This window comes from Vitreoscilla sp. C1 (assembly GCF_002951955.2).
Classification (GTDB): Bacteria; Pseudomonadota; Gammaproteobacteria; order Burkholderiales; family Neisseriaceae; genus Vitreoscilla; species Vitreoscilla stercoraria.
In genome coordinates, this window is the sequence record NZ_CP019644.2 from 603,179 (window position 1) to 627,853 (window position 24,675).

The window sequence follows — 24,675 nt, forward strand, 5'->3', positions numbered from 1 at the left end:
AGAACTGAAGGAGTATTACCATCGCTCAAGAACGCGAAGCACGTATAAACGGTGAAATCACTGTTAGAGAAGTGCGTTTAATCAGCAATACCGGTGAACAACTGGGTGTCGTTTCAACTCGTCAAGCCATGGCTTTGGCTGAAGAGCAAGATGTGGATTTGGTAGAAATTTCTCCCAACGCCACGCCACCTGTGTGCAAATTGATGGATTTTGGTAAGTTTAAATACGAACAAGCCAAAAAACGTGATGAAGCCAAAAAGAAACAAAAACAAGTGCAAATTAAGGAAATCAAATTCCGTCCAGGCACTGATGATGGCGATTACAACATCAAAATGCGCAATATCGTGCGATTCTTGGCCGATGGTGACAAAGTGAAAATCACTTTGCGTTTCCGTGGTCGTGAGATGGCTCACCAACAATTGGGTGCCCAATTGTTAAAACGTGTTCAGGAAGACTTGGTCGAAGTGGGTGCGGTAGAGCAATTTCCGAAAATGGAAGGCCGTCAAATGGTAATGATGGTTGCCCCAAAGAAAAAATAAAGCTATAATTTATGGCTGCCAAGTTGAGGCTGACCGACTTGGCAGTTTTATTGTTTAAGTTAGCATAAAAACCGTGGTGCTGGGCTTTAAAGGGCTTGTTTCAGGCCGCCCAATGCCTAATTAAATAACTGGAGTATTCCATGCCAAAAATGAAAAGCAAGTCGAGCGCGAAAAAACGCTTCATCGTGCAAGGCAGTGGTGGTATCAAACGCGCTAAAGCGTTCAAAAGCCATATCTTGACCAAGAAATCCACTAAAGTTAAACGTAACTTACGTGGTACCACTCAAGTTCATGACAGCGATACTTTGGCTGTCAAAAAAATGTTGCCTTACGCTTAATTGGAGTAGATTATGCCTCGCGTAAAACGCGGTGTTACCGCACGTGCTCGTCACAAAAAAGTCTTAGCCTTAGCCAAAGGTTACCGTGGTCGTCGTAAGAACGTCTACCGTGTAGCCAAACAAGCGGTGATGAAAGCCGGTCAATATGCATACCGTGACCGTCGTCAACGCAAACGCCAATTCCGTCAATTGTGGATTGTGCGTATTAACGCTGCAGCTCGTGAAAATGGTTTGTCTTACAGCAAATTCATGAACGGCTTGAAAAAAGCGTCAATCAACATTGACCGTAAAGTATTGGCTGATTTAGCCGTGTTCGACAAACCAGCATTTGCTAAATTGGTTGAACAAGCTAAAGCCCAACTTGCTTAATACAGGTTCATAAAAAGGGAGGCCTAGCCTCCCTTTTTTATCGATAGTTTGCCTATTGGTTTGTTCACATACAATCAATCAGCAAACTATTGTTTTTTTTAGGCGTCCTGTAAAGCTGTCACAAGATGCCACCTTCTTTATTTCGCAAGGTTATATTATGGACATGAAAGAAGTCACCGCGCTTGTGGATGGCGGTATTGCGCAAGTGGCGCAAATTGCCGATTTGCAAGCTTGGGAAGTGGTCAAAGCTGAATATTTGGGTAAGACTGGTAAAATCACTTCGTTGATGAAAGGTTTGGGCGCATTGTCTATCGAAGAGAAAAAAACCTTCGGTGCGGCCATTAATATTGAAAAACAACGTTTTCAGGACGCTATCAATCAAAAACGTGATGATTTGAATGCGGCTAAGTTAGAGGCACAATTGCAAGCGGAGAGCTTGGATGTGACTTTGCCTGGACGTGGTCAAGCGATGGGTGGTATGCATCCTGTCACCAATACTTTAGAACGTGTGGTGACTTTATTCGCTGGCATGGGTTTTGAAGTGGCAGATGGTCCTGAGATTGAAGAAGACTTCTACAATTTCCAAGCTTTGAATATTCCAGAAAATCATCCAGCGCGTGCGATGGCAGATACGTTTTATGTGGAGAATGGCGATGTGTTGCGTACGCATACTTCTCCTATTCAAGTACGCTATATGTTGGACAAGAAAAATCCACCGATTCGCATCATTGCGCCTGGTCGTGTTTACCGTGTCGATTCCGATGCCACCCATTCACCGATGTTCCACCAAGCTGAAGGCTTGTGGGTAGAAGAAGGTGTGACGATGGCAGATTTGAAAGCGGTCTTTACTGAGTTTATTCGCAATTTCTTTGAACGTGACGACATGCAAGTGCGTTTCCGTCCTTCATTCTTCCCATTTACCGAACCATCTGCTGAAATTGATATTTTGGGCGAGCGTGGTTGGTTGGAAGTAGGCGGTTGTGGCATGGTGCATCCGAACGTGTTGCGTAACGTGGGCATTGATCCTGAAAAATACACAGGTTTTGCGTTTGGTATTGGCCTCGATCGCTTTGCGATGTTGCGTTACGGCGTGAATGACTTGCGCTTGTTCTTCGACAACGACTTGAATTTCTTGAATCAATTCTAATTGGGAATCCATCATGCAATTTTCATATGACTGGTTAAAAAAATGGGTTTCACCCAATAAAACCGCGGACGAATTGGCACATTTGTTGACCATGTCGGGTTTGGAAGTGGAAGAAGTTGAAAAAGCAGCGCCTGAGTTTTCAGGAGTGGTGATTGCTGAAATCAAACACATTGAAAAACACCCTGATGCAGACCGTTTGAATATCACGCAAGTGGATGCTGGTACAGGCCAATTGGTGCAAATCGTCTGTGGCGCACCGAATGTAAAAGTTGGTATTAAAGTGCCTTGCTCGTTGCCAGGGGCTGTGTTGTCAGGCAACTTCAAAATCAAACCGACCAAAATGCGTGGTCAGGTTTCCAATGGCATGTTGTGTTCAGGCAAAGAATTAGGCATTCCTGATGATGTGGATGGCTTGTTGGTGTTGCCGGAAGACGCACCTGTTGGGACTGATATTCGTGAATACTTGGCTTTGAACGATGATTTGTTGACGTTGAAAATCACACCGAATCGTGCCGATTGTTTGGGTATTAAAGGCATTGCACGTGAAGTAGTGGCTTTAACGCAGTGTGAGCACCACAGTTTCAGTATTCCAGCCATGCCTGTGGCATCGACACGAACACAAGCGGTGCGCATTGATGCGCCTGCGGATTGCGGTCGTTTTATTGCGCGTGTAATTGAAGGCGTGGATGCTCAAGCAGTGACACCTGCTTGGATGGTGCAGCGCTTGAACCGTTCAGGCATTCGTTCGATTTCAGCATTGGTAGACATTGGTAACTATGTGATGCTTGAATTAGGTCAACCGATGCACATTTTTGATGCCGATAAAGTGACAGGTTCTATCATTGTGCGCCGTGCCAATGAAGGCGAAACTTTGTTGTGCTTGAATGACAAAGAAGTGACTTTGGCTGCCGATACTTTGGTGGTGGCAGACGAAGCGGGCGCGTTGAGTATGGCTGGTTTGATGGGCGGTGCTGCGAGTGCCGTATCGGATGAAACAGCCAATGTGGTTTTGGAGTCGGCTTGGTTCCAGCCTGATACGATTGCTGGCAAATCACGCCAATACGGTTTCGGTTCTGATTCTTCGTTCCGTTATGAGCGCGGTGTTGATTACCAATTGCAACAAGAGGCGATTGAACGTGCTTCATTCTTGGTGCAAAGCATTTGTGGTGGCAAAATTGGCGCATTGACTGAGGCTGTAGGGGATTTGCCAGCGGCAAACAAAGTTACTGTGCGTTTGGCGCGCATCAATCAAATTTTGGGTATTGAAGTGCCTGAGACCGAAGTGGTGACGATTTTAAACCATTTGGGTTTGGAGCCTGTGGCGGTTGCAGGTGGCTTTGAAGTGACGGCACCAAGTTTCCGTTTTGACATTGAGCAAGAAGTAGACATCATCGAAGAAGTCGGCCGTGTGTATGGCTATGACAAAATTCCTGATGATTACACTTCAGGCCGCTTGTCTATGCTTAAGCGTCCTGAAAGTCGTCGTCCACGTTTTGCTGCTTACCATGCCTTTGCTGCACGTGGCTATCGTGAGATTGTCAGCTATGCGTTTGTAGACGAAGCTTGGGAAAAAGATTTTGCCAATAATGACAATCCGATTCGTTTGCAAAATCCATTGGCCAGTCACATGAGCGTGATGCGTTCGACTTTGATTGGCGGTTTGATCAAAACCTTGCAACACAATTTGAATTATAAGCAAAATCGTGTGCGCTTATTTGAAGTGGCGCGCGTGTTCAGTAAAGATGAACAAGGTGGTTTTGTACAAATTGAAAAAGTAGGCGGTTTGGCTTATGGCTTGGCTGTGCCTGAACAATGGGGCGAAGCGGCGCGCATTGTGGACTTTTTTGATGTAAAAGGCGATTTAGAACAGTTGCTCCACCCAAGTTTACCGTTACAATATCAATCTGTTACGCATCCTGCTTTTCATCCGGGTCGTTGTGCGGCTATTTTGTTGGATGGCCAACAAGTGGGTGTCTTGGGTCAGTTGCATCCGAAATGGGTACAACAATATGATTTGCCACAAGCGCCGATATTGTTTCAATTGGATTTGAGCGTGGTATTGCAAAGCCAAGCAGTTGCGTACAAAACAGTATCGAAATTGCCACCTGTGCGTCGTGATTTGGCGTTTTTGGTAGCAGACAGCATCAAAGCTGGTGATTTATTACAAGCATTGCGTCAGAGCGCCAACAGCTTGGTGCGTGATGTGCAATTGTTTGATGTATACAGCGGTACAGGCATTGAACCAGGCTTTAAGAGTATGGCAGTGAAAATCATTTTACAGGACGCTGAAAATACTTTGACCGATGTGGTGGTTGAAGAAGCGGTTCAACAATTGATTCAAGCAGCCCAAGCATTAGGTGTGTCTTTGCGCGCATAATGTTTTAGAAGTGAATAACACGTTTTTAGCTGATTAACAGCACACATTTAGAGTATAAAGGTAGTTGGAATATGACATTAACGAAAGCCGAATTGGCAGATATTTTGGTCGACAAAGTCGCTGGAATGAATAAAAATGATGCCAAAGAAATTGTAGAATTGTTTTTTGAGGAAATTCGTCAGGCTTTGGAAAGTGGCGAAGAAGTCAAAATCTCTGGTTTTGGCAACTTCCAATTACGTGACAAACCGCAGCGCCCAGGTCGCAACCCTAAAACCGGTGAAGAAGTACCGATTAGCGCGCGTCGCGTTGTCACTTTCCACGCAAGCCAAAAATTAAAAGGCATGGTGGAACATCATTATGATAAGCAAAGATAATTGGTCGATTCCGGCACAGCGTTATTTTACGTTAGATCAGTTGTGTCAATTGGTTGGTATCAGTCAAAAGCAGTTTGAAGCGTGGCAGCGTGATTATGGTTACGTTGGTTATGGTGGTCGACACTATACCCGTTTGGATGTGTTAAAAGTGATGCAGCTCAAACACACATTTGCCCCTTATGTGGATGCGTTCACGCACAATTTTGTGGATGAGGCGGGAAACCCTGCTGTTGATGCCATAGAAGTGCAGCAACAATTACAGCAATTGTTGCACAGCATAGACCATGTTTTGACGGTTTCTAATTTGGTTGAACAACAAACTTCGTAATATTCAGTTGTGTTTTAAAAAAAGCAGCGTCCTGTAAAGGCGCTGCTTTTTTGTATTCATTCATGCCCAATATGGGCATCAAATCAGTCATTTTTGATGGTTCTTCGAGTTCATTTATTGCCAATGGACAGTCTCTTTTTTCGTGTCAGCATTTTTTCAATCATAAAAATTTAAAAACCATCTTGATTTAACGCAAAAAAAGTAAGCCTTTGTAAGCCTTTTTTAATGAAAAAAAGGAACCAATTGCAAAAAAAATGGTTTATTGAAGCGACGTAATTCGTTGATATAGTTTTGTTTCTTTGAATCTTGTTCTAAAAGAGAAAGAGTCTTTTGGAACAAAGCGTATTTTTTGAGTCATATACAAAGCCATAAAAAATTTACATTTTTTATATGAACGTAAATCTGATATTGCACCAAAAATGGGTTTGATGACCCGTCTTGATAGAGAAGGAATGTACCATGAACAAGGCATATAAAGTTGTCTACAACGAAACAACGGGAACCTATGTTGCCGTCGCAGAGATTGAATCTTCTAGAGGGAAAAAAACCTCCAGTACAGTACAAATCAATGAGACAGGGGTGATGGTGGATAAACTTCGGGCTTTAGGCGTTGATAACGCAAAGCTCTTGACTATTCCACTGGCAGTGATGTCCATATTTACAGTGATGCCAGAACAGGCAGAAGCTGCTAACACCATTTTTATTAACGATGGCAATGATTCAAGCTGTATCAATTTGTATGATGATGGTCAAACAGGCGGTTTCAATGCAATCAATGGGGGTGGTAAAAGTGTTACGGATATTTACTCTGACGGGCGAGTATCAGACGGTAAAGGGGGACATATACTTGGTACAGGTACATCTTCGACTATTTTTGGTAGTGCTACTATAAATCCATGTCAATATAATGGAGGTACTGGAGCTCAAAATCGTGATACACAAACCAACCGTACTTTATTTTATGCCAACAATTGGGCGACGACTCCAAGTGATGGGCAAATGGGTGCAACTAGTTTGACATTGGGCGGTCGTTTGGATGTGAACTCAGGCGTTCTTGGTTTGGGTAATCGCGGTACGAATGGTGATGGTAACAATAGTATTCGCATCGGTACTGGTACCACTTTATCAAATTCTGGAAATAACAATACAAATTCTATTGCTATTGGTGTAAATCTTACTGCTGCGGCTGCCAATTCTGTTGCTATTGGTTCATTGGGTAGTGCAAATGGTGCTTCCAGTATCGCATTAGGACAAAACGCTAGAGCCCAAAATACCAATTCGGTGGCGGTGGGTACCAATACTATTGCGGGTAACCAAAATGATGTGGTGATTGGTAACAACATTACCAGTACATCCACTCTTTTAACTTCTAGCGCCGAAGCTACAAGTAAAGAGTTTGGCACTATTGCTATTGGTAATGAAGTCAATGTTGGTGGCACCCGCATGGTGGTGATTGGCAATGAGTCAGGTATGACTGTTGGCAGTGGCACTGATTCCCATGACAGTATCGCCATCGGTACTCAAACACGGCTTAATGGTCAAAGGGTGATTGCCATTGGTACAGGTGTGAATAATATTGGTATCAACAGTATTGCAATGGGTAGCTATTCTAATGTGGATTTCGCTTCTCAAGGAGGAACCGCAGTGGGTCGTGAGACCAAATTGCAAAATTCTTTTTTAGGAACTGCCATTGGTAATCAAACTCATGTTGTAGGGAGTGATGGTGGTACGGCTGTGGGTGACCGCCATAAAGTAACGAACAGTGGTTATGCAGCTGCATTTGGTAGCCGTGCTGAAGTGACGGACTCGGCAAATGCTATTGCAATAGGTGCTGCTACTAAAGTAACCGGGGCTTCAAATGGTATTGCTATTGGTCGAGATTCAGCGACCAGTGCTGAGAATGGATTGGCATTGGGTACTGCATCTTCTACAAGTGGGTCGGCCAGTATTGCGATAGGCTCTAACTCCAAAAATCCAGCTGCCAATTCGATTGCATTAGGACATAAGGCATCTATTGTAAATGCTCAGAATGTAGGTGCTATTGTCATTGGTGACAATGCCAGATCAGAATATTATGGTGCTGCGGAACAATTTGTTATTGCCATAGGTGCAAATAGCAACAGCTATGCTTACAGTGTCGCATTAGGTAAGGAAGCTTCAGCTGATCGCGGTGCTTATGATGCCGAAGGTGGTTCGATTGCGATTGGTTATCGTGCTAATACGACTGATGCTAGTCGAGCCAGTATTGCAATGGGTGTCAATTCACAGGTAACCAGTCAATATGGCGTGGCTATTGGTACACAAAGTAAAGCATCGGGCGCTAATGCAACTGCAATGGGCCACAATGCTTTGGCATCACGAGCTAATTCTATTGTGATAGGTACCAACGCAGTCAGCAATGGTGTGGCGGATAGTACGGTTGTCATTGGTGATGGCGCTAGCTCAGTTGGAGATGGTAGTCAGGGTATTATTATTGGTGCCAAGAGTTCTAACAACGATGCTGTGAATTCCATTACCATTGGTCATGATGCTTCAACTTATAAAGGTGATGCAGTTGTTAATATCGGTTATGGTGCCAATACTTCTGCAGGTTACTCTGTCACTATTGGTCCTAATGCGGCTTCTTTTGGTGCAATATCTGCTCAGCATCAAGTGACGATTGGTAGTGGTGCTAATACCAGTGCTGCAAATGCGATTGCTGTGGGCCACAGTGCTGCTTCTGCTGGTAGTAAGGCTGCGGCGTTTGGTTACCAATCTAATGCTTCTGCTTTGAGTGCCATGGCACTTGGCTCTCAATCTACTGCTTCTGGAATATATTCTGTTGCTGTTGGTGACAGCTCTAAAGCAATAGACAGATATGCTATTGCCATGGGTTACCAATCTAACGCATCAGGTCCAGACTCTATTGCCATTGGTGTTGGCAGTGCCGCATCTGGCAATCAATCCATTGCGGTTGGTTATAAAAACCAAGTCACAGGTAATAATTCTGGTGCTTTTGGTGACCCAAATGTAATCAGTGGTAACAATTCGTATGCTCTTGGTAATAATAATACGATATCAGGTAACTCAACTCATGTGCTGGGTAATAACAATACTGCCAAAGGAAGTAGCAGTTATATTATTGGTAATAACAGTTCAACCGAACTTTCTAATGATATTGCTATAGGTACAGAAGCGAAAACTGGAATTTCTACTCAGCCAACCGAAGGTTTTAGTGGCGCGCAAGTTGCAATTGGTTACAAAGCAACCACAGGCACAGATGGTCAGATTGCTTTGGGTACTATGACTAATGCCGGTGCTGTTAACCATACTATTGCAATTGGTACTAAAGCTACAACAACGGGTAATTCTAGTATTGCTGTGGGTCGTAATGCAGCATCAAGTGGACTCAACGCAGCGGCAGTTGGTGTGGGAGCTACGGCAGTAGGAAGTTCTTCTGCAGCATATGGTACCAATTCTAATTCAGAGGGCGGTAATTCAGTTGCTATTGGTTCTGCTGCACATTCAGCCTCTACCAATTCTATCGCGTTAGGCAATACTAGTGAGGTAACTGCTAACAATGCAATTGCCATAGGTAGTGGCGCAGTCGCAAGTGTAGCCAATAGTGTTGCATTGGGTAATGGTGCAACGACTTCTGCTGCGGTTGGTACTGCCTCAACAACATTGGGTAATACTACATTTAATGTGGCAGGTACTACTCCAACGGGTACAGTAAGTGTAGGTAAAGCAGGTTCTGAACGAACAGTCACCAACGTTGCTGCAGGCCGTGTAACTGCAACCAGCACCGATGCCATTAATGGCTCTCAATTATATGTGGTGGCTGCTTTTGCTGATCAAGGTTTGAATTTCACAGCCAACTCAGGTGGTACTGTGAACCGTGATTTGGGCCAAACTTTGAATATCGTAGGTTCTTTGAATAACAAAGCGTTAACAATTGAACCTACATCAGTGGCTGCAACGGCTGGTCAATATTCAGCTCGCAATACACAAACCGTTTCTGATCCAACTACAGGACGTATTCAAATCCAATTTGCAGATCGCCCAACACTTTCAGGTGTGGTATTAGATGGTAAAGATGGCCAAGATGCTGGAATACAGTTTGGTAAAGATGGTTTGTCTTTGAAGGGTGTTGGTGTTGATGGTAAAGATGGTATTACCATTGTTGGTGCGAATGGTAAAGATGGTATTACCTTTAATAAAGACGGTACCATTACCAATGTGGTTCAAAGCACAACTCCTGATGGTTTGGCAACTAACAAATCAGTAGATGATAAAGTGGCAGCCAATAAAGCATTGGGATTGAATTTCACTGGTAATACAGGTCCTACTTTACACCGTGATTTGGGTCAAACTTTAAGTATTATCGGTTCGGCTCAAACTTTGAATAAGAGCAGTGATGCGACCAAAGAAACGACTGCTGGCTCTTACTATGCTCGTAACTTGCAGACAGTCACAGTTGTCAATTCATTGACTGGTGACACAACGTTGCAAATGTTATTGGCTGATCGCCCGACATTCTCAGGTGTGGTTTTGGATGGTAAAGACGGTAAAGACGCTTCGATTCAATTTGGTAAAGATGGTTTGTCTTTGAAAGGTGTTGGTGTTGATGGTAAAGATGGTATTACCATTGTGGGTGCTAATGGTAAAGATGGTATCACCTTTAATAAAGATGGCACGATTACCAATGTCGTACAAAGTACAGGTCCTGATGGTTTGGTTACCAATAAACAATTGGACGATACCAAAGCACTTGGTCTGAATTTTACGGGCAATGCAGGTGGAACCGTTCATCGTAACTTGGGTGAAACCTTAAACATCATTGGTTCTGCTCAGGGTTTGAATAAGACTTTTGATACTGCCACTACAGGTTCTACGACTGGTGCATATTATAGTCGTAACTTGCAAACTGTGACCGATCCAATTACAGGCCGCGTTCAAGTTCAATTTGCAGACCGTCCAACTTTGTCAGGTGTGGTTTTGGATGGCAAAGATGGTAAGGATGCTTCGATTCAATTTGGTAAAGATGGTTTGTCTTTGAAGGGTGTGGGTGTTGATGGTAAAGATGGTATTACCATTGTGGGTGCCAATGGCAAAGATGGCATTACCTTTAATCAAGATGGCACGATTACCAATGTCGTACAAAATACGGATCCTGACGGTTTGGTTACCAACAAACAATTGGACGACACCAAAGCACTTGGTCTGAATTTTACGGGCAATGCAGGTGGAACTGTTCATCGTAACTTGGGTGAAACCTTAAACATCATTGGTTCTGCTCAGAGTTTGAATAAGACTTTTGATACTGCTACTACAGGTTCTACGACTGGTGCATATTATAGCCGTAACTTGCAAACCGTGACCGATCCAAATACAGGCCGCGTTCAAGTTCAATTTGCAGACCGTCCAACTTTGTCAGGTGTGGTTTTGGATGGCAAAGATGGTAAAGATGCATCCGTACAGTTTGGTAAAGATGGCTTGTCCATCACAGGTTTGGGCGTCAATGGCAAAGATGGCATTGGTATTCAAGGCATGACGGGTGCCAATGGTAAAGATGGTATTTCTTTCAATCCAGATGGCACGATTTCGAATGTGACCGATGGTAAAAATCCAGGTGATGTGGCGACGAAAGACCAAATTGACAAATTGGCTAGCGGTGGTTTGGATTTCTTAGGCAATGCTGGTGGTTTGGTACACCGTAATTTGGGTCAGACTTTGAGTATTATTGGCTCTGCCCAAAACTTGAATAAGGCATTTGACAACGCAGCTGCAGGTTCTACGACTGGCGAATACTACAGCCGTAATTTGCAAACTGTGACCGATCCAAATACAGGCCGCGTTCAAGTTCAATTTGCAGATCGTCCAACTTTGTCAGGTGTGGTTTTGGATGGCAAAGATGGTAAAGATGCATCCGTACAGTTTGGTAAAGATGGCTTGTCCATCACAGGTTTGGGCGTCAATGGCAAAGATGGCATTGGTATTCAAGGCATGACGGGTGCCAATGGTAAAGATGGTATTTCTTTCAATCCAGATGGCACGATTTCGAATGTGACCGATGGTAAAAATCCAGGTGATGTGGCGACGAAAGACCAAATTGACAAATTGGCTAGCGGTGGTTTGGATTTCTTAGGCAATGCTGGTGGTTTGGTACACCGTAATTTGGGTCAGACTTTGAGTATTATTGGCTCTGCCCAAAACTTGAATAAGGCATTTGACAACGCAGCTGCAGGTTCTACGACTGGCGAATACTACAGCCGTAATTTGCAAACTGTGACCGATCCAAATACAGGCCGCGTTCAAGTTCAATTTGCAGATCGTCCAACTTTGTCAGGTGTGGTATTGGATGGCAAAGATGGTAAAGATGCATCAGTGCAATTTGGTAAAGATGGCTTGTCCATCACAGGTTTGGGCGTCAATGGCAAAGATGGCATTGGTATTCAAGGCATGACGGGTGCCAATGGTAAAGATGGTATTTCTTTCAATCCAGATGGCACGATTTCGAATGTGACCGATGGTAAAAATCCAGGTGATGTGGCGACGAAAGACCAAATTGACAAATTGGCTAGCGGTGGTTTGGATTTCTTAGGCAATGCTGGTGGTTTGGTACACCGTAATTTGGGTCAGACTTTGAGTATTATTGGCTCTGCCCAAAACTTGAATAAGGCATTTGACAACGCAGCTGCAGGTTCTACGACTGGCGAATACTACAGCCGTAATTTGCAAACTGTGACCGATCCAAATACAGGCCGCGTTCAAGTTCAATTTGCAGATCGTCCAACTTTGTCAGGTGTGGTTTTGGATGGCAAAGATGGTAAAGATGCATCCGTACAGTTTGGTAAAGATGGCTTGTCCATCACAGGTTTGGGCGTCAATGGCAAAGATGGCATTGGTATTCAAGGCATGACGGGTGCCAATGGTAAAGATGGTATTTCTTTCAATCCAGATGGCACGATTTCGAATGTGACCGATGGTAAAAATCCAGGTGATGTGGCGACGAAAGACCAAATTGACAAATTGGCTAGCGGTGGTTTGGATTTCTTAGGCAATGCTGGTGGTTTGGTACACCGTAATTTGGGTCAGACTTTGAGTATTATTGGCTCTGCCCAAAACTTGAATAAGGCATTTGACAACGCAGCTGCAGGTTCTACGACTGGCGAATACTACAGCCGTAATTTGCAAACTGTGACCGATCCAAATACAGGCCGCGTTCAAGTTCAATTTGCAGATCGTCCAACTTTGTCAGGTGTGGTTTTGGATGGCAAAGATGGTAAAGATGCATCAGTGCAATTTGGTAAAGATGGCTTGTCCATCACAGGTTTGGGCGTCAATGGCAAAGATGGCATTGGTATTCAAGGCATGACGGGTGCCAATGGTAAAGATGGTATTTCTTTCAATCCAGATGGCACGATTTCGAATGTGACCGATGGTAAAAATCCAGGTGATGTGGCGACGAAAGACCAAATTGACAAATTGGCTAGCGGTGGTTTGGATTTCTTAGGCAATGCTGGTGGTTTGGTACACCGTAATTTGGGTCAGACTTTGAGTATTATTGGCTCTGCCCAAAACTTGAATAAGGCATTTGACAACGCAGCTGCAGGTTCTACGACTGGCGAATACTACAGCCGTAATTTGCAAACTGTGACCGATCCAAATACAGGCCGCGTTCAAGTTCAATTTGCAGATCGTCCAACTTTGTCAGGTGTGGTATTGGATGGCAAAGATGGTAAAGATGCATCAGTGCAATTTGGTAAAGATGGCTTGTCCATCACAGGTTTGGGCGTCAATGGCAAAGATGGCATTGGTATTCAAGGCATGACGGGTGCCAATGGTAAAGATGGTATTTCTTTCAATCCAGATGGCACGATTTCGAATGTGACCGATGGTAAAAATCCAGGTGATGTGGCGACGAAAGACCAAATTGACAAATTGGCTAGCGGTGGTTTGGATTTCTTAGGCAATGCTGGTGGTTTGGTACACCGTAATTTGGGTCAGACTTTGAGTATTATTGGCTCTGCCCAAAACTTGAATAAGGCATTTGACAACGCAGCTGCAGGTTCTACGACTGGCGAATACTACAGCCGTAATTTGCAAACTGTGACCGATCCAAATACAGGCCGCGTTCAAGTTCAATTTGCAGATCGTCCAACTTTGTCAGGTGTGGTATTGGATGGCAAAGATGGTAAAGATGCATCAGTGCAATTTGGTAAAGATGGCTTGTCCATCACAGGTTTGGGCGTCAATGGCAAAGATGGCATTGGTATTCAAGGCATGACGGGTGCCAATGGTAAAGATGGTATTTCTTTCAATCCAGATGGCACGATTTCGAATGTGACCGATGGTAAAAATCCAGGTGATGTGGCGACGAAAGACCAAATTGACAAATTGGCTAGCGGTGGTTTGGATTTCTTAGGCAATGCTGGTGGTTTGGTACACCGTAATTTGGGTCAGACTTTGAGTATTATTGGCTCTGCCCAAAACTTGAATAAGGCATTTGACAACGCAGCTGCAGGTTCTACGACTGGCGAATACTACAGCCGTAATTTGCAAACTGTGACCGATCCAAATACAGGCCGCGTTCAAGTTCAATTTGCAGATCGTCCAACTTTGTCAGGTGTGGTTTTGGATGGCAAAGATGGTAAAGATGCATCAGTGCAATTTGGTAAAGATGGCTTGTCCATCACAGGTTTGGGCGTCAATGGCAAAGATGGCATTGGTATTCAAGGCATGACGGGTGCCAATGGTAAAGATGGTATTTCTTTCAATCCAGATGGCACGATTTCGAATGTGACCGATGGTAAAAATCCAGGTGATGTCGTTAATAAAGGACAGTTGGATGATATCGCATCAGCTGGCTTGGATTTCACTGCAAACTCTGGTGCATTGGTACACCGCGACTTGGGTCAAACTTTGGGTGTGATTGGCTCAGAAACTGGCTTGAATTTGGCAGTGGACACCTCTAAAAATGCAACGGCCAGTAAATACAACTCAAGCAATATTCAAACTGTAACCACAGGTAATGGTATTCAGGTGCAGTTTGCAGATCGTCCTGAATTCTCAGGTTTGGTTGTGAATGGCAAAGATGGTAAAGATGCATCGATTCAATTTACCGATTCTAGTGGTAACAAAGGTACCTCTTTGGTGGGTAAACCAGGAGCTGATGGTGCACCAGGTTTGACTGTTGTGGGTAAAGATGGCAAAGATGGTGTGAGCTTCAACAACGATGGCACGATTTCTAATGTGACAGATGGTACTCGTCCGAATGATGCTGTAAACAAAGGTCAATTGGATGATATTGCTGATGGTTTGACTAATTCAGGTTTGAGTTTTACTGATGATGCAGGCACTGTGATTCATCGTAAATTGGGTGAAACCTTGGGCTTGACCACCACTTCAGTGAATATGAAAACCGTGGTTGGAAAAGATGGCATTGCGATTAACTTCTCAGACCGTCCTGAATTCTCAGGTTTGGTTGTGAATGGCAAAGATGGTAAAGATGCATCGATTCAATTTACCGATCCTAGTGGTAACAAAGGTGCCTCTTTGGTGGGTAAACCAGGAGCTGATGGCTTGCCAGGCTTAACTGTAGTGGGTAAAGACGGTAAAGACGGTGTGAGCTTCAATAACGATGGCACGATTTCTAATGTGACAGATGGTACTCGTCCAAATGATGCAGTGAATAAAGGTCAATTGGATGATATCGCTTCAGCAGGTTTGGATTTCACTGCAAACTCTGGTGCATTGGTACATCGTGATTTGGGTCAGACTTTAGGTGTGATTGGCTCAGAAACTGGCTTGAGTTTAGCAGTGGATACCTCTAAAAATGCAACAGCGGGTAAATACAACTCAAGCAATGTTCAAACAGTGACCACAAGCAATGGTCTTCAAGTTCAGTTTGCAGACCGTCCTGAATTCTCAGGTTTGGTTGTGAATGGTAAAGACGGTAAAGATGCATCGATTCAATTTACCGATCCTAGTGGTAACAAAGGTGCCTCTTTGGTGGGTAAACAAGGAGCTGATGGTGTGCCAGGTTTGACTGTTGTAGGTAAAGACGGCAAAGACGGTGTGAGCTTCAACAACGATGGCACGATTTCTAATGTGACAGATGGTACTCGTCCGAAAGATGCAGTGAATAAAGGTCAATTGGATGATATCGCATCAGCAGGTTTGGATTTCACTGCAAACTCTGGTGCATTGGTACATCGTGATTTGGGTCAAACTTTGGGTGTGATTGGCTCAGAAACTGGCTTGAGTTTAGCAGTGGATACCTCTAAAAATGCAACAGCGGGTAAATACAACTCAAGCAATATTCAAACAGTGACCACAGGTAATGGTATTCAGATGCAGTTTGCAGATCGTCCTGAATTCTCAGGTTTGGTTGTGAATGGCAAAGATGGTAAAGATGCATCGATTCAATTTACCGATCCTAGTGGTAACAAAGGTGCCTCTTTGGTGGGTAAACAAGGAGCTGATGGTGTGCCAGGTTTGACTGTTGTAGGTAAAGATGGCAAAGACGGTGTGAGCTTCAACAACGATGGCACGATTTCTAATGTGACAGATGGTACTCGTCCTAAAGATGCAGTGAACAAAGGTCAATTGGATGGTGTGTCAGATGCATTAACCAATTCTGGTTTGAACTTCACTGATGATGCAGGCACAGTGATTCATCGCAAATTGGGTGAAACTTTGGGCTTGACCACCACTTCAGTGAATATGGAAACCGTGGTTGGAAAAGATGGTATTGCCATTAACTTCTCAGACCGTCCTGAATTCTCAGGTTTGGTTGTGAATGGTAAAGATGGTAAAGATGCATCGATTCAATTTACCGATCCTAGTGGCAACAAAGGTGCATCTTTGGTGGGTAAACCAGGCGCTGATGGCGTGCCAGGCTTAACCGTAGTGGGTAAAGACGGTAAAGATGGTGTGAGTTTCAATAACGATGGCACGATTTCTAACTTGGCAGACGGCACACGTCCGAAAGATGCTGTGAATAAAGGCCAGTTAGATGGTATTGCTTCTGATGGCTTGAACTTTACAGCCAACTCAGGTGCATTGGTACACCGTGATTTGGGTCAAACTTTGGGTGTGATTGGTTCAGAAACTGGCTTGAATTTGGCAGTGGACACCTCTAAAAATGCAACAGCGGGTAAATACAACTCAAGCAATATTCAAACAGTGACCACAGGTAATGGTATTCAGATGCAGTTTGCAGATCGTCCTGAATTCTCAGGTTTGGTTGTGAATGGCAAAGATGGTAAAGATGCATCGATTCAATTTACCGATCCTAGTGGTAACAAAGGTGCCTCTTTGGTGGGTAAACAAGGAGCTGATGGTGTGCCAGGTTTGACTGTTGTAGGTAAAGATGGCAAAGACGGTGTGAGCTTCAACAACGATGGCACGATTTCTAATGTGACAGATGGTACTCGTCCTAAAGATGCAGTGAACAAAGGTCAATTGGATGGTGTGTCAGATGCATTAACCAATTCTGGTTTGAACTTCACTGATGATGCAGGCACAGTGATTCATCGCAAATTGGGTGAAACTTTGGGCTTGACCACCACTTCAGTGAATATGGAAACCGTGGTTGGAAAAGATGGCATTGCGATTAACTTCTCAGACCGTCCTGAATTCTCAGGTTTGGTTGTGAATGGCAAAGATGGTAAAGATGCATCGATTCAATTTACCGATCCTAGTGGTAACAAAGGTGCCTCTTTGGTGGGTAAACCAGGAGCTGATGGCTTGCCAGGCTTAACTGTAGTGGGTAAAGACGGTAAAGACGGTGTGAGCTTTAACAACGATGGCACGATTTCTAACTTGGCAGACGGCACGCGTCCGAAAGATGCGGTGAATAAAGGCCAGTTGGATGGTATTGCTTCTGATGGCTTAAACTTTACAGCCAACTCAGGTGCATTGGTACACCGTGATTTGGGTCAAACTTTGGGTGTGATTGGTTCAGAAACTGGCTTGAATTTGGCAGTTGATACCTCTAAAGATGCAACAGCAGGTAAATACAGTGCTAGCAATATTCAAACAGTGACTACAGGTGAAGGCATCCAATTGCAGTTTGCAGATCGTCCTGAATTCTCAGGCTTGGTAGTAAATGGTCAAGATGGACAGCCAGCGCAGATTCAATTCACTGATTCTAGTGGCAATCCAGGTACTGCATTAGTAGGTAAACCAGGTGCTGATGGCTTACCAGGCTTAACCGTAGTGGGTAAAGACGGTAAAGACGGTGTGAGCTTCAATAACGATGGCACGATTTCTAACTTGGCAGATGGCACGCGTCCGAAAGATGCAGTGAATTTGAGTCAGTTGACTGGTGTATCAGATGCATTGACCAATGCAGGTTTGAACTTCACTGATGATGCAGGCACAGTGATTCATCGCAAATTGGGTGAAACTTTGGGCTTGACCACCACTTCAGTGAATATGGAAACCGTGGTTGGAAAAGATGGTATTGCCATTAACTTCTCAGACCGTCCTGAATTCTCAGGTTTGGTTGTGAATGGTAAAGATGGTAAAGATGCATCGATCCAATTTACCGACCCTAGTGGTAATAAGGGTGCTGCATTAGTAGGGAAACCAGGTGCAGATGGTTTGCCAGGCTTAACTGTAGTGGGTAAAGATGGCAAAGACGGTGTGAGCTTCAACAACGATGGCACGATTTCTAATGTGACAGATGGTACTCGTCCTAAAGATGCAGTGAACAAAGGTCAATTGGATGGTGTGTCAGATGCATTAACCAATTCTGGTTTGAACTTCACTGATGATGCAGGCACAGTGATTCATCGCAAATTGGGTGAAACTTTGGGCTTGACCACCACTTCAGTGAATATGGAAACCGTGGTTGGAAAAGATGGTATTGCCATTAACTTCTCAGACCGTCCTGAATTCTCAGGTTTGGTTGTGAATGGTAAAGATGGTAAAGATGCATCGATTCAATTTACCGATCCTAGTGGCAACAAAGGTGCATCTTTGGTGGGTAAACCAGGCGCTGATGGCGTGCCAGGCTTAACCGTAGTGGGTAAAGACGGTAAAGATGGTGTGAGTTTCAATAACGATGGCACGATTTCTAACTTGGCAGATGGTTTCCGTCCGAATGATGCGGTGAATAAAGGTCAGTTAGATGGTATTGCTTCTGATGGCTTGAACTTTACAGCCAACTCAGGTGCGTTGGTACACCGTGACTTGGGTCAAACTTTGGGTGTGATTGGTTCAGAAACTGGCTTGAATTTGGCAGTTGATACCTCTAAAGATGCAACAGCAGGTAAATACAGTGCTAGCAATATTCAAACAGTGACTACAGGTGAAGGCATCCAATTGCAGTTTGCAGACCGTCCTGAATTCTCAGGTTTGGTTGTGAATGGTAAAGATGGTAAAGATGCATCGATCCAATTCACTGATCCTAGTGGCAACAAAGGTGCATCTTTGGTGGGTAAACCAGGTGCAGATGGCTTGCCAGGCTTAACCGTAGTGGGTAAAGATGGTAAAGACGGTGTGAGCTTCAACAACGATGGCACGATTTCTAACTTGGCGGATGGTTTCCGTCCGAATGATGCGGTGAATAAAGGCCAGTTAGATGGTATTGCATCAGATGGCTTGAACTTTACAGCCAACTCAGGTGCGTTGGTACACCGTGACTTGGGTCAAACTTTGGGTGTGATTGGTTCAGAAACTGGCTTGAATTTGGCAGTTGATACCTCTAAAGATGCAACAGCAGGTAAATACAGTGCTAGCAATATTCAAACAGTGACTACAGGTGAAGGCATCCAATTGCAGTTTGCAGATCGTCCTGAATTCTCAGGCTTGGTGGTAAATGGTCAAGATGGACAGCCAGCACAGATTCAATTCACTGATTCTAGTGGCAATCCAGGTACCGCATTAGTAGGTAAACCAGGTGCAGATGGTTTGCCAGGCTTAACCGTAGTGGGTAAAGATGGTAAAGATGGTGTGAGCTTCAATAACGATGGTACGATTTCTAACTTGGCAGACGGCACTCGTCCGAAAGATGCAGTGAATTTGAGTCAGTTGGATGGTGTATCAGATGCATTGACCAACGCAGGTTTGAGTTTTACTGACGATGCAGGCACAGTGATTCATCGCAAATTGGGTGAAACTTTGGGCTTGACCACCACTTCTCCAAATATGGAAACCGTGGTTGGAAAAGATGGTATTGCCATTAACTTCTCAGACCGTCCTGAATTCTCAGGTTTGGTTGTGAATGGCAAAGATGGTAAAGATGCATCGATTCAATTCACCGATCCTAGTGGCAACAAAGGTGCATCTTTGGTGGGTAAACCAGGCGCTGATGGCGTGCCAGGCTTAACCGTAGTGGGTAAAGACGGTAAAGATGGTGTGAGTTTCAATAACGATGGCACGATTTCTAACTTGGCAGATGGTTTCCGTCCGAATGATGCGGTGAATAAAGGTCAGTTAGATGGTATTGCTTCTGATGGCTTGAACTTTACAGCCAACTCAGGTGCGTTGGTACACCGTGACTTGGGTCAAACTTTGGGTGTGATTGGTTCAGAAACTGGCTTGAATTTGGCAGTTGATACCTCTAAAGATGCAACAGCAGGTAAATACAGTGCTAGCAATATTCAAACAGTGACTACAGGTGAAGGCATCCAATTGCAGTTTGCAGACCGTCCTGAATTCTCAGGTTTGGTTGTGAATGGTAAAGATGGTAAAGATGCATCGATCCAATTCACTGATCCTAGTGGCAACAAAGGTGCATCTTTGGTGGGTAAACCAGGTGCAGATGGCTTGCCAGGCTTAACCGTAGTGGGTAAAGATGGTAAAGACGGTGTGAGCTTCAACAACGATGGCACGATTTCTAACTTGGCGGATGGTTTCCGTCCGAATGATGCGGTGAATAAAGGCCAGTTAGATGGTATTGCATCAGATGGCTTGAACTTTACAGCCAACTCAGGTGCGTTGGTACACCGTGACTTGGGTCAAACTTTGGGTGTGATTGGTTCAGAAACTGGCTTGAATTTGGCAGTTGATACCTCTAAAGATGCAACAGCAGGTAAATACAGTGCTAGCAATATTCAAACAGTGACTACAGGTGAAGGCATCCAATTGCAGTTTGCAGACCGACCTGAATTCTCAGGCTTAGTAGTCAATGGTCAAGATGGACAGCCAGCGCAGATTCAATTCACTGATTCTAGTGGCAATCCAGGTACCGCATTAGTAGGTAAACCAGGTGCAGATGGTTTGCCAGGCTTAACCGTAGTGGGTAAAGACGGTAAAGACGGTGTGAGCTTCAATAACGATGGCACGATTTCTAACTTGGCAGATGGCACGCGTCCGAAAGATGCAGTGAATTTGAGTCAGTTGACTGGTGTATCAGATGCATTGACCAATGCAGGTTTGAGCTTTACTGACGATGCAGGCACAGTGATTCATCGCAAATTGGGTGAAACTTTGGGCTTGACCACCACTTCTCCAAATATGGAAACCGTGGTTGGAAAAGATGGTATTGCCATTAACTTCTCAGACCGTCCTGAATTCTCAGGTTTGGTTGTGAATGGCAAAGATGGTAAAGATGCATCGATTCAATTCACCGATCCTAGTGGCAACAAAGGTGCATCTTTGGTGGGTAAACCAGGCGCTGATGGTGTGCCAGGTTTGACTGTTGTAGGTAAAGATGGTAAAGATGGTGTGAGCTTCAACAACGATGGCACGATTTCTAATGTGACAGATGGTACTCGTCCTAAAGATGCCGTGAACAAAGGTCAATTGGATGGCGTGTCAGATGCATTAACCAATTCTGGTTTGAACTTCACTGATGATGCAGGCACAGTGATTCATCGCAAATTGGGTGAAACTTTGGGCTTGACTACCACTTCTCCAAATATGGAAACCGTGGTTGGAAAAGATGGTATTGCCATTAACTTCTCAGACCGTCCTGAATTCTCAGGTTTGGTTGTGAATGGTAAAGATGGTAAAGATGCATCGATCCAATTCACTGATCCTAGTGGCAACAAAGGTGCATCTTTGGTGGGTAAACCAGGTGCAGATGGCTTGCCAGGCTTAACCGTAGTGGGTAAAGATGGTAAAGACGGTGTGAGCTTCAACAACGATGGCACGATTTCTAACTTGGCGGATGGTTTCCGTCCGAATGATGCGGTGAATAAAGGCCAGTTAGATGGTATTGCATCAGATGGCTTGAACTTTACAGCCAACTCAGGTGCGTTGGTACACCGTGACTTGGGTCAAACTTTGGGTGTGATTGGTTCAGAAACTGGCTTGAATTTGGCAGTTGATACCTCTAAAGATGCAACAGCAGGTAAATACAGTGCTAGCAATATTCAAACAGTGACTACAGGTGAAGGCATCCAATTGCAGTTTGCAGATCGTCCTGAATTCTCAGGCTTGGTGGTAAATGGTCAAGATGGACAGCCAGCACAGATTCAATTCACTGATTCTAGTGGCAATCCAGGTACCGCATTAGTAGGTAAACCAGGTGCAGATGGTTTGCCAGGCTTAACCGTAGTGGGTAAAGATGGTAAAGATGGTGTGAGCTTCAATAACGATGGTACGATTTCTAACTTGGCAGACGGCACTCGTCCGAAAGATGCAGTGAATTTGAGTCAGTTGGATGGTGTATCAGATGCATTGACCAACGCAGGTTTGAGTTTTACTGACGATGCAGGCACAGTGATTCATCGCAAATTGGGTGAAACTTTGGGCTTGACCACCACTTCTTCAAATATGGAAACAGTAGTTGGTAAAGATGGTATTGCCATTAACTTCTCAGACCGTCCTGAATTCTCAGGTTTGGTTGTGAATGGCAAAGATGGTAAAGATGCATCGATTCAATTCACCGATCCTAGTGGCAACAAAGGTGCATCTTTGGTGGGTAAACCAGGCGCTGATGGCGTGCCAGGCTTAACCGTAGTGGGTAAAGATGGTAAAGACGGTGTGAGCTTTAATAATGATGGCACTATATCTAACTTGGCAGATGGTACACGTCCAAATGATGCGGTGAATAAGAGTCAGTTGGATGGTGTGTCTGCTAACTTGACTAGTGATGGTTTAAACTTCACTGCCAGTGATGGCAATGTAATTCACAGAGACTTGGGTGATACATTGAGCATCATTGGTGCCTTGACTGGATTGGGTATTTCTGAAGATAAGAGCTTGTATGCAACTGCGGGTGACTATTCTGCGAAAAACATCCAAACAGTGGTAACCAAAAATGGTTTGCAAATTCAATTGGCAGATCGTCCTGAATTCTCAGGTTTAGTACTCAATGGCAAAGATGGACAAGATGCTTCAATTCAGTTTGCAGATAGTAAAGGACATCCAGGCTTTAGCATTGTAGGTACAGCGGGTTCAGGCGGTGTTAACCCTAGTCTTACTTTTGTAAATAGTTTTGGAGAAGAGGGTGTTAAATTGGTTGCTGATGGCAGAATTACCAATGTAGCAGAAGGTAAAGACGGTAAGGATGCTGTGAATGTTGACCAATTGACAACGGTTAGTAATGTAGCGAATCGTGGTTGGGATGTATCAACTAACGGTGGTCCTGTTCATAACGTGGCTCCAGGGTCGCAAGTAGATTTTTCGAATAACGATGGTAATGTTGTGATTGCCAATCAAGCGGGTAACATCACTGTTGGTTTGGCTAAAAATGTCACAGTAGATTCAATAGACTTGGGTGGTACTGTTTTGAATCAAGGTGGTTTGACGATTAAAGATGGACCAAGCATTACCCAAGGTGGCATTGATATGGCAGGTAAAAACATTAGCAATGTTGCTGATGCAGTTACTGACGATCAGGCGGTGAATTTAGGCCAATTGAATAGTTTGGTAACATCTACTAACAACCAACAAAATGTTGTCATCAATCAGATTAAAACTGATATTGGTGATATGGATAAATTGGGTGCTACATTCGATGTGTCAGGTCAAAATATGACTGAGCATAAAGACTTGGTAAGTACTATTAATGCAATGAATACTGGTGGTATTAAGTATATGCATACTAATGGCGTACCAGAGGTTGACGAACAAGGCAAGATTGGACCTACCAATGACTCAAGCGCTGGTGGTAAAAACTCAAGCGCAATTGGTGTGAATGCCATTATTCAAGCAGGCGGTACTAGCTCTGTGGCTATGGGACATAACAGCTTTGTTGGCAATGATGCAACCGATGCTGTGGCCATAGGTTCTGGTGCTCAAGCGACTGGTAGCAGTGCAATTGCAATTGGTCACAATTCAATAGCCAGTGGTAAGCAAGCATTGAGTGTTGGTACTGGTAATGTGGTTAGTGGTAATAATTCCGGTGCATTTGGTGACCCTAATATCGTAAGTGGCAATAACTCTTATGCATTGGGTAACAACAATACCATTGCAGCAGACAACTCATTTACAGTTGGTAACGATATAGTTATTGATCGTAATGTTGATGATATGACTCAGGCAAATGGAGCAAGCTTTAAAGGCTCTATGGGCTTAGGTAATGGCTCAACAGTGGCTGCGGCAGTGGGTACTAAGAGTGTGACCATTCAAAATCATACTTATGATTTTGCAGGCTCTGCTCCAGTAGGTACTGTCAGTGTCGGTAGTGCAGGTTCTGAACGTACTGTTACCAATGTTGCAGCAGGTCGCATCAGTGAAACCAGTACCGATGCCATCAATGGTAGCCAGTTGTATGCAACCAATGAAGCTGTTAATAATTTGAATAAAGGTGCAGCGGGTATCGTGCAGTATTCAGATGGTAACAATCCAACAGTTAGCAATGGCGGCGTGGTTAGCAATAACGCAACCTTGACGGGTAAACCGGCAACTGTGGATAGAAATGGCGATGGTAAGGTTGATGCTGCAGATGGTACTGATCCTGTACGATTGTCTAATGTTGCGGCAGGTGCAGCACCAACAGATGCTGCCAATGTAGGACAGTTGCAACAAATGGGCAGCACCCTGAACAACCGTATTAATCAGGTAGAAAACAATGCTAATGCAGGTACTGCCACTGCGATGGCTGTAGCTGGATTGCCACAAGCATATTTACCTGGTAAGAGCATGGTTGCGGTTGCTGGTAGTGTGTACCGAGGTGAAACTGGTTATGCAGTAGGCTACTCAAGTATTTCAGATGGTGGTAACTGGGTAGTCAAAGCCTCAGCAAGTGGTAATTCTCGCGGTCACATTGGTGGTACGCTTGGTGCAGGTTATCAGTGGTGAGGTAGTTAGGTTGTAATG

8 protein-coding genes are annotated in these 24,675 nt (G+C 44.3%); all 8 read left to right on the top strand.

Annotated elements, in window-relative coordinates; all coding sequences use genetic code 11:
* The first annotated feature begins 14 nt into the window (after window positions 1-14).
* The 8 genes from infC (at window position 15) to ADP71_RS03040 (ending at window position 24,657) form a co-directional block, all read left to right on the top strand.
* Complete coding sequence (infC, locus tag ADP71_RS03005; protein WP_081619531.1) at window positions 15-539, top strand: translation initiation factor IF-3; 525 nt, start codon at window positions 15-17, stop codon at window positions 537-539.
* Between the two features lie 140 nt (window positions 540-679).
* Complete coding sequence (gene rpmI / locus ADP71_RS03010) at window positions 680-877, top strand: 50S ribosomal protein L35 (protein ID WP_019957480.1); 198 nt, start codon at window positions 680-682, stop codon at window positions 875-877.
* 12 nt (window positions 878-889) lie between these two features.
* The gene (gene rplT, locus ADP71_RS03015) at window positions 890-1,246 is read left to right on the top strand and encodes a 50S ribosomal protein L20 (protein ID WP_019957481.1); all 357 of its coding nucleotides are present in this window, start codon (window positions 890-892) and stop codon (window positions 1,244-1,246) included.
* 163 nt (window positions 1,247-1,409) lie between these two features.
* Window positions 1,410-2,393 carry a phenylalanine--tRNA ligase subunit alpha gene (gene pheS / locus ADP71_RS03020; RefSeq protein WP_026353409.1) on the top strand — a complete coding sequence of 328 codons (984 nt, stop codon included), beginning with the start codon at window positions 1,410-1,412 and terminating at the stop codon, window positions 2,391-2,393.
* A 13-nt stretch (window positions 2,394-2,406) separates the two neighbouring features.
* Entirely contained in the window at window positions 2,407-4,770 is a 2,364-nt protein-coding gene (gene pheT / locus ADP71_RS03025) for a phenylalanine--tRNA ligase subunit beta (protein ID WP_104931470.1), read from the top strand.
* A 71-nt stretch (window positions 4,771-4,841) separates the two neighbouring features.
* Window positions 4,842-5,144, top strand: coding sequence for an integration host factor subunit alpha (locus tag ADP71_RS03030; protein ID WP_019957484.1), 303 nt, complete (start codon window positions 4,842-4,844; stop codon window positions 5,142-5,144).
* Entirely contained in the window at window positions 5,128-5,472 is a 345-nt protein-coding gene (locus ADP71_RS03035; RefSeq protein WP_019957485.1) for a hypothetical protein, read from the top strand. Before ADP71_RS03030 ends, ADP71_RS03035 begins: the two co-directional genes overlap by 17 nt.
* 459 nt (window positions 5,473-5,931) lie before the next feature.
* Complete coding sequence (locus tag ADP71_RS03040; RefSeq protein WP_171460879.1) at window positions 5,932-24,657, top strand: YadA-like family protein; 18,726 nt, start codon at window positions 5,932-5,934, stop codon at window positions 24,655-24,657.
* The last annotated feature ends 18 nt before the right edge of the window (window positions 24,658-24,675 follow it).

Coding starts and splice junctions, on each gene's coding strand:
- rplT (WP_019957481.1), top strand. CDS start 890: ATGCCTCGCGTAAAACGCGGTGTTACCGCACGTGCTCGTCACAAAAAA.
- rpmI (WP_019957480.1), top strand. CDS start 680: ATGCCAAAAATGAAAAGCAAGTCGAGCGCGAAAAAACGCTTCATCGTG.
- ADP71_RS03035 (WP_019957485.1), top strand. CDS start 5,128: ATGATAAGCAAAGATAATTGGTCGATTCCGGCACAGCGTTATTTTACG.
- pheS (WP_026353409.1), top strand. CDS start 1,410: ATGAAAGAAGTCACCGCGCTTGTGGATGGCGGTATTGCGCAAGTGGCG.
- ADP71_RS03040 (WP_171460879.1), top strand. CDS start 5,932: ATGAACAAGGCATATAAAGTTGTCTACAACGAAACAACGGGAACCTAT.
- pheT (WP_104931470.1), top strand. CDS start 2,407: ATGCAATTTTCATATGACTGGTTAAAAAAATGGGTTTCACCCAATAAA.
- ADP71_RS03030 (WP_019957484.1), top strand. CDS start 4,842: ATGACATTAACGAAAGCCGAATTGGCAGATATTTTGGTCGACAAAGTC.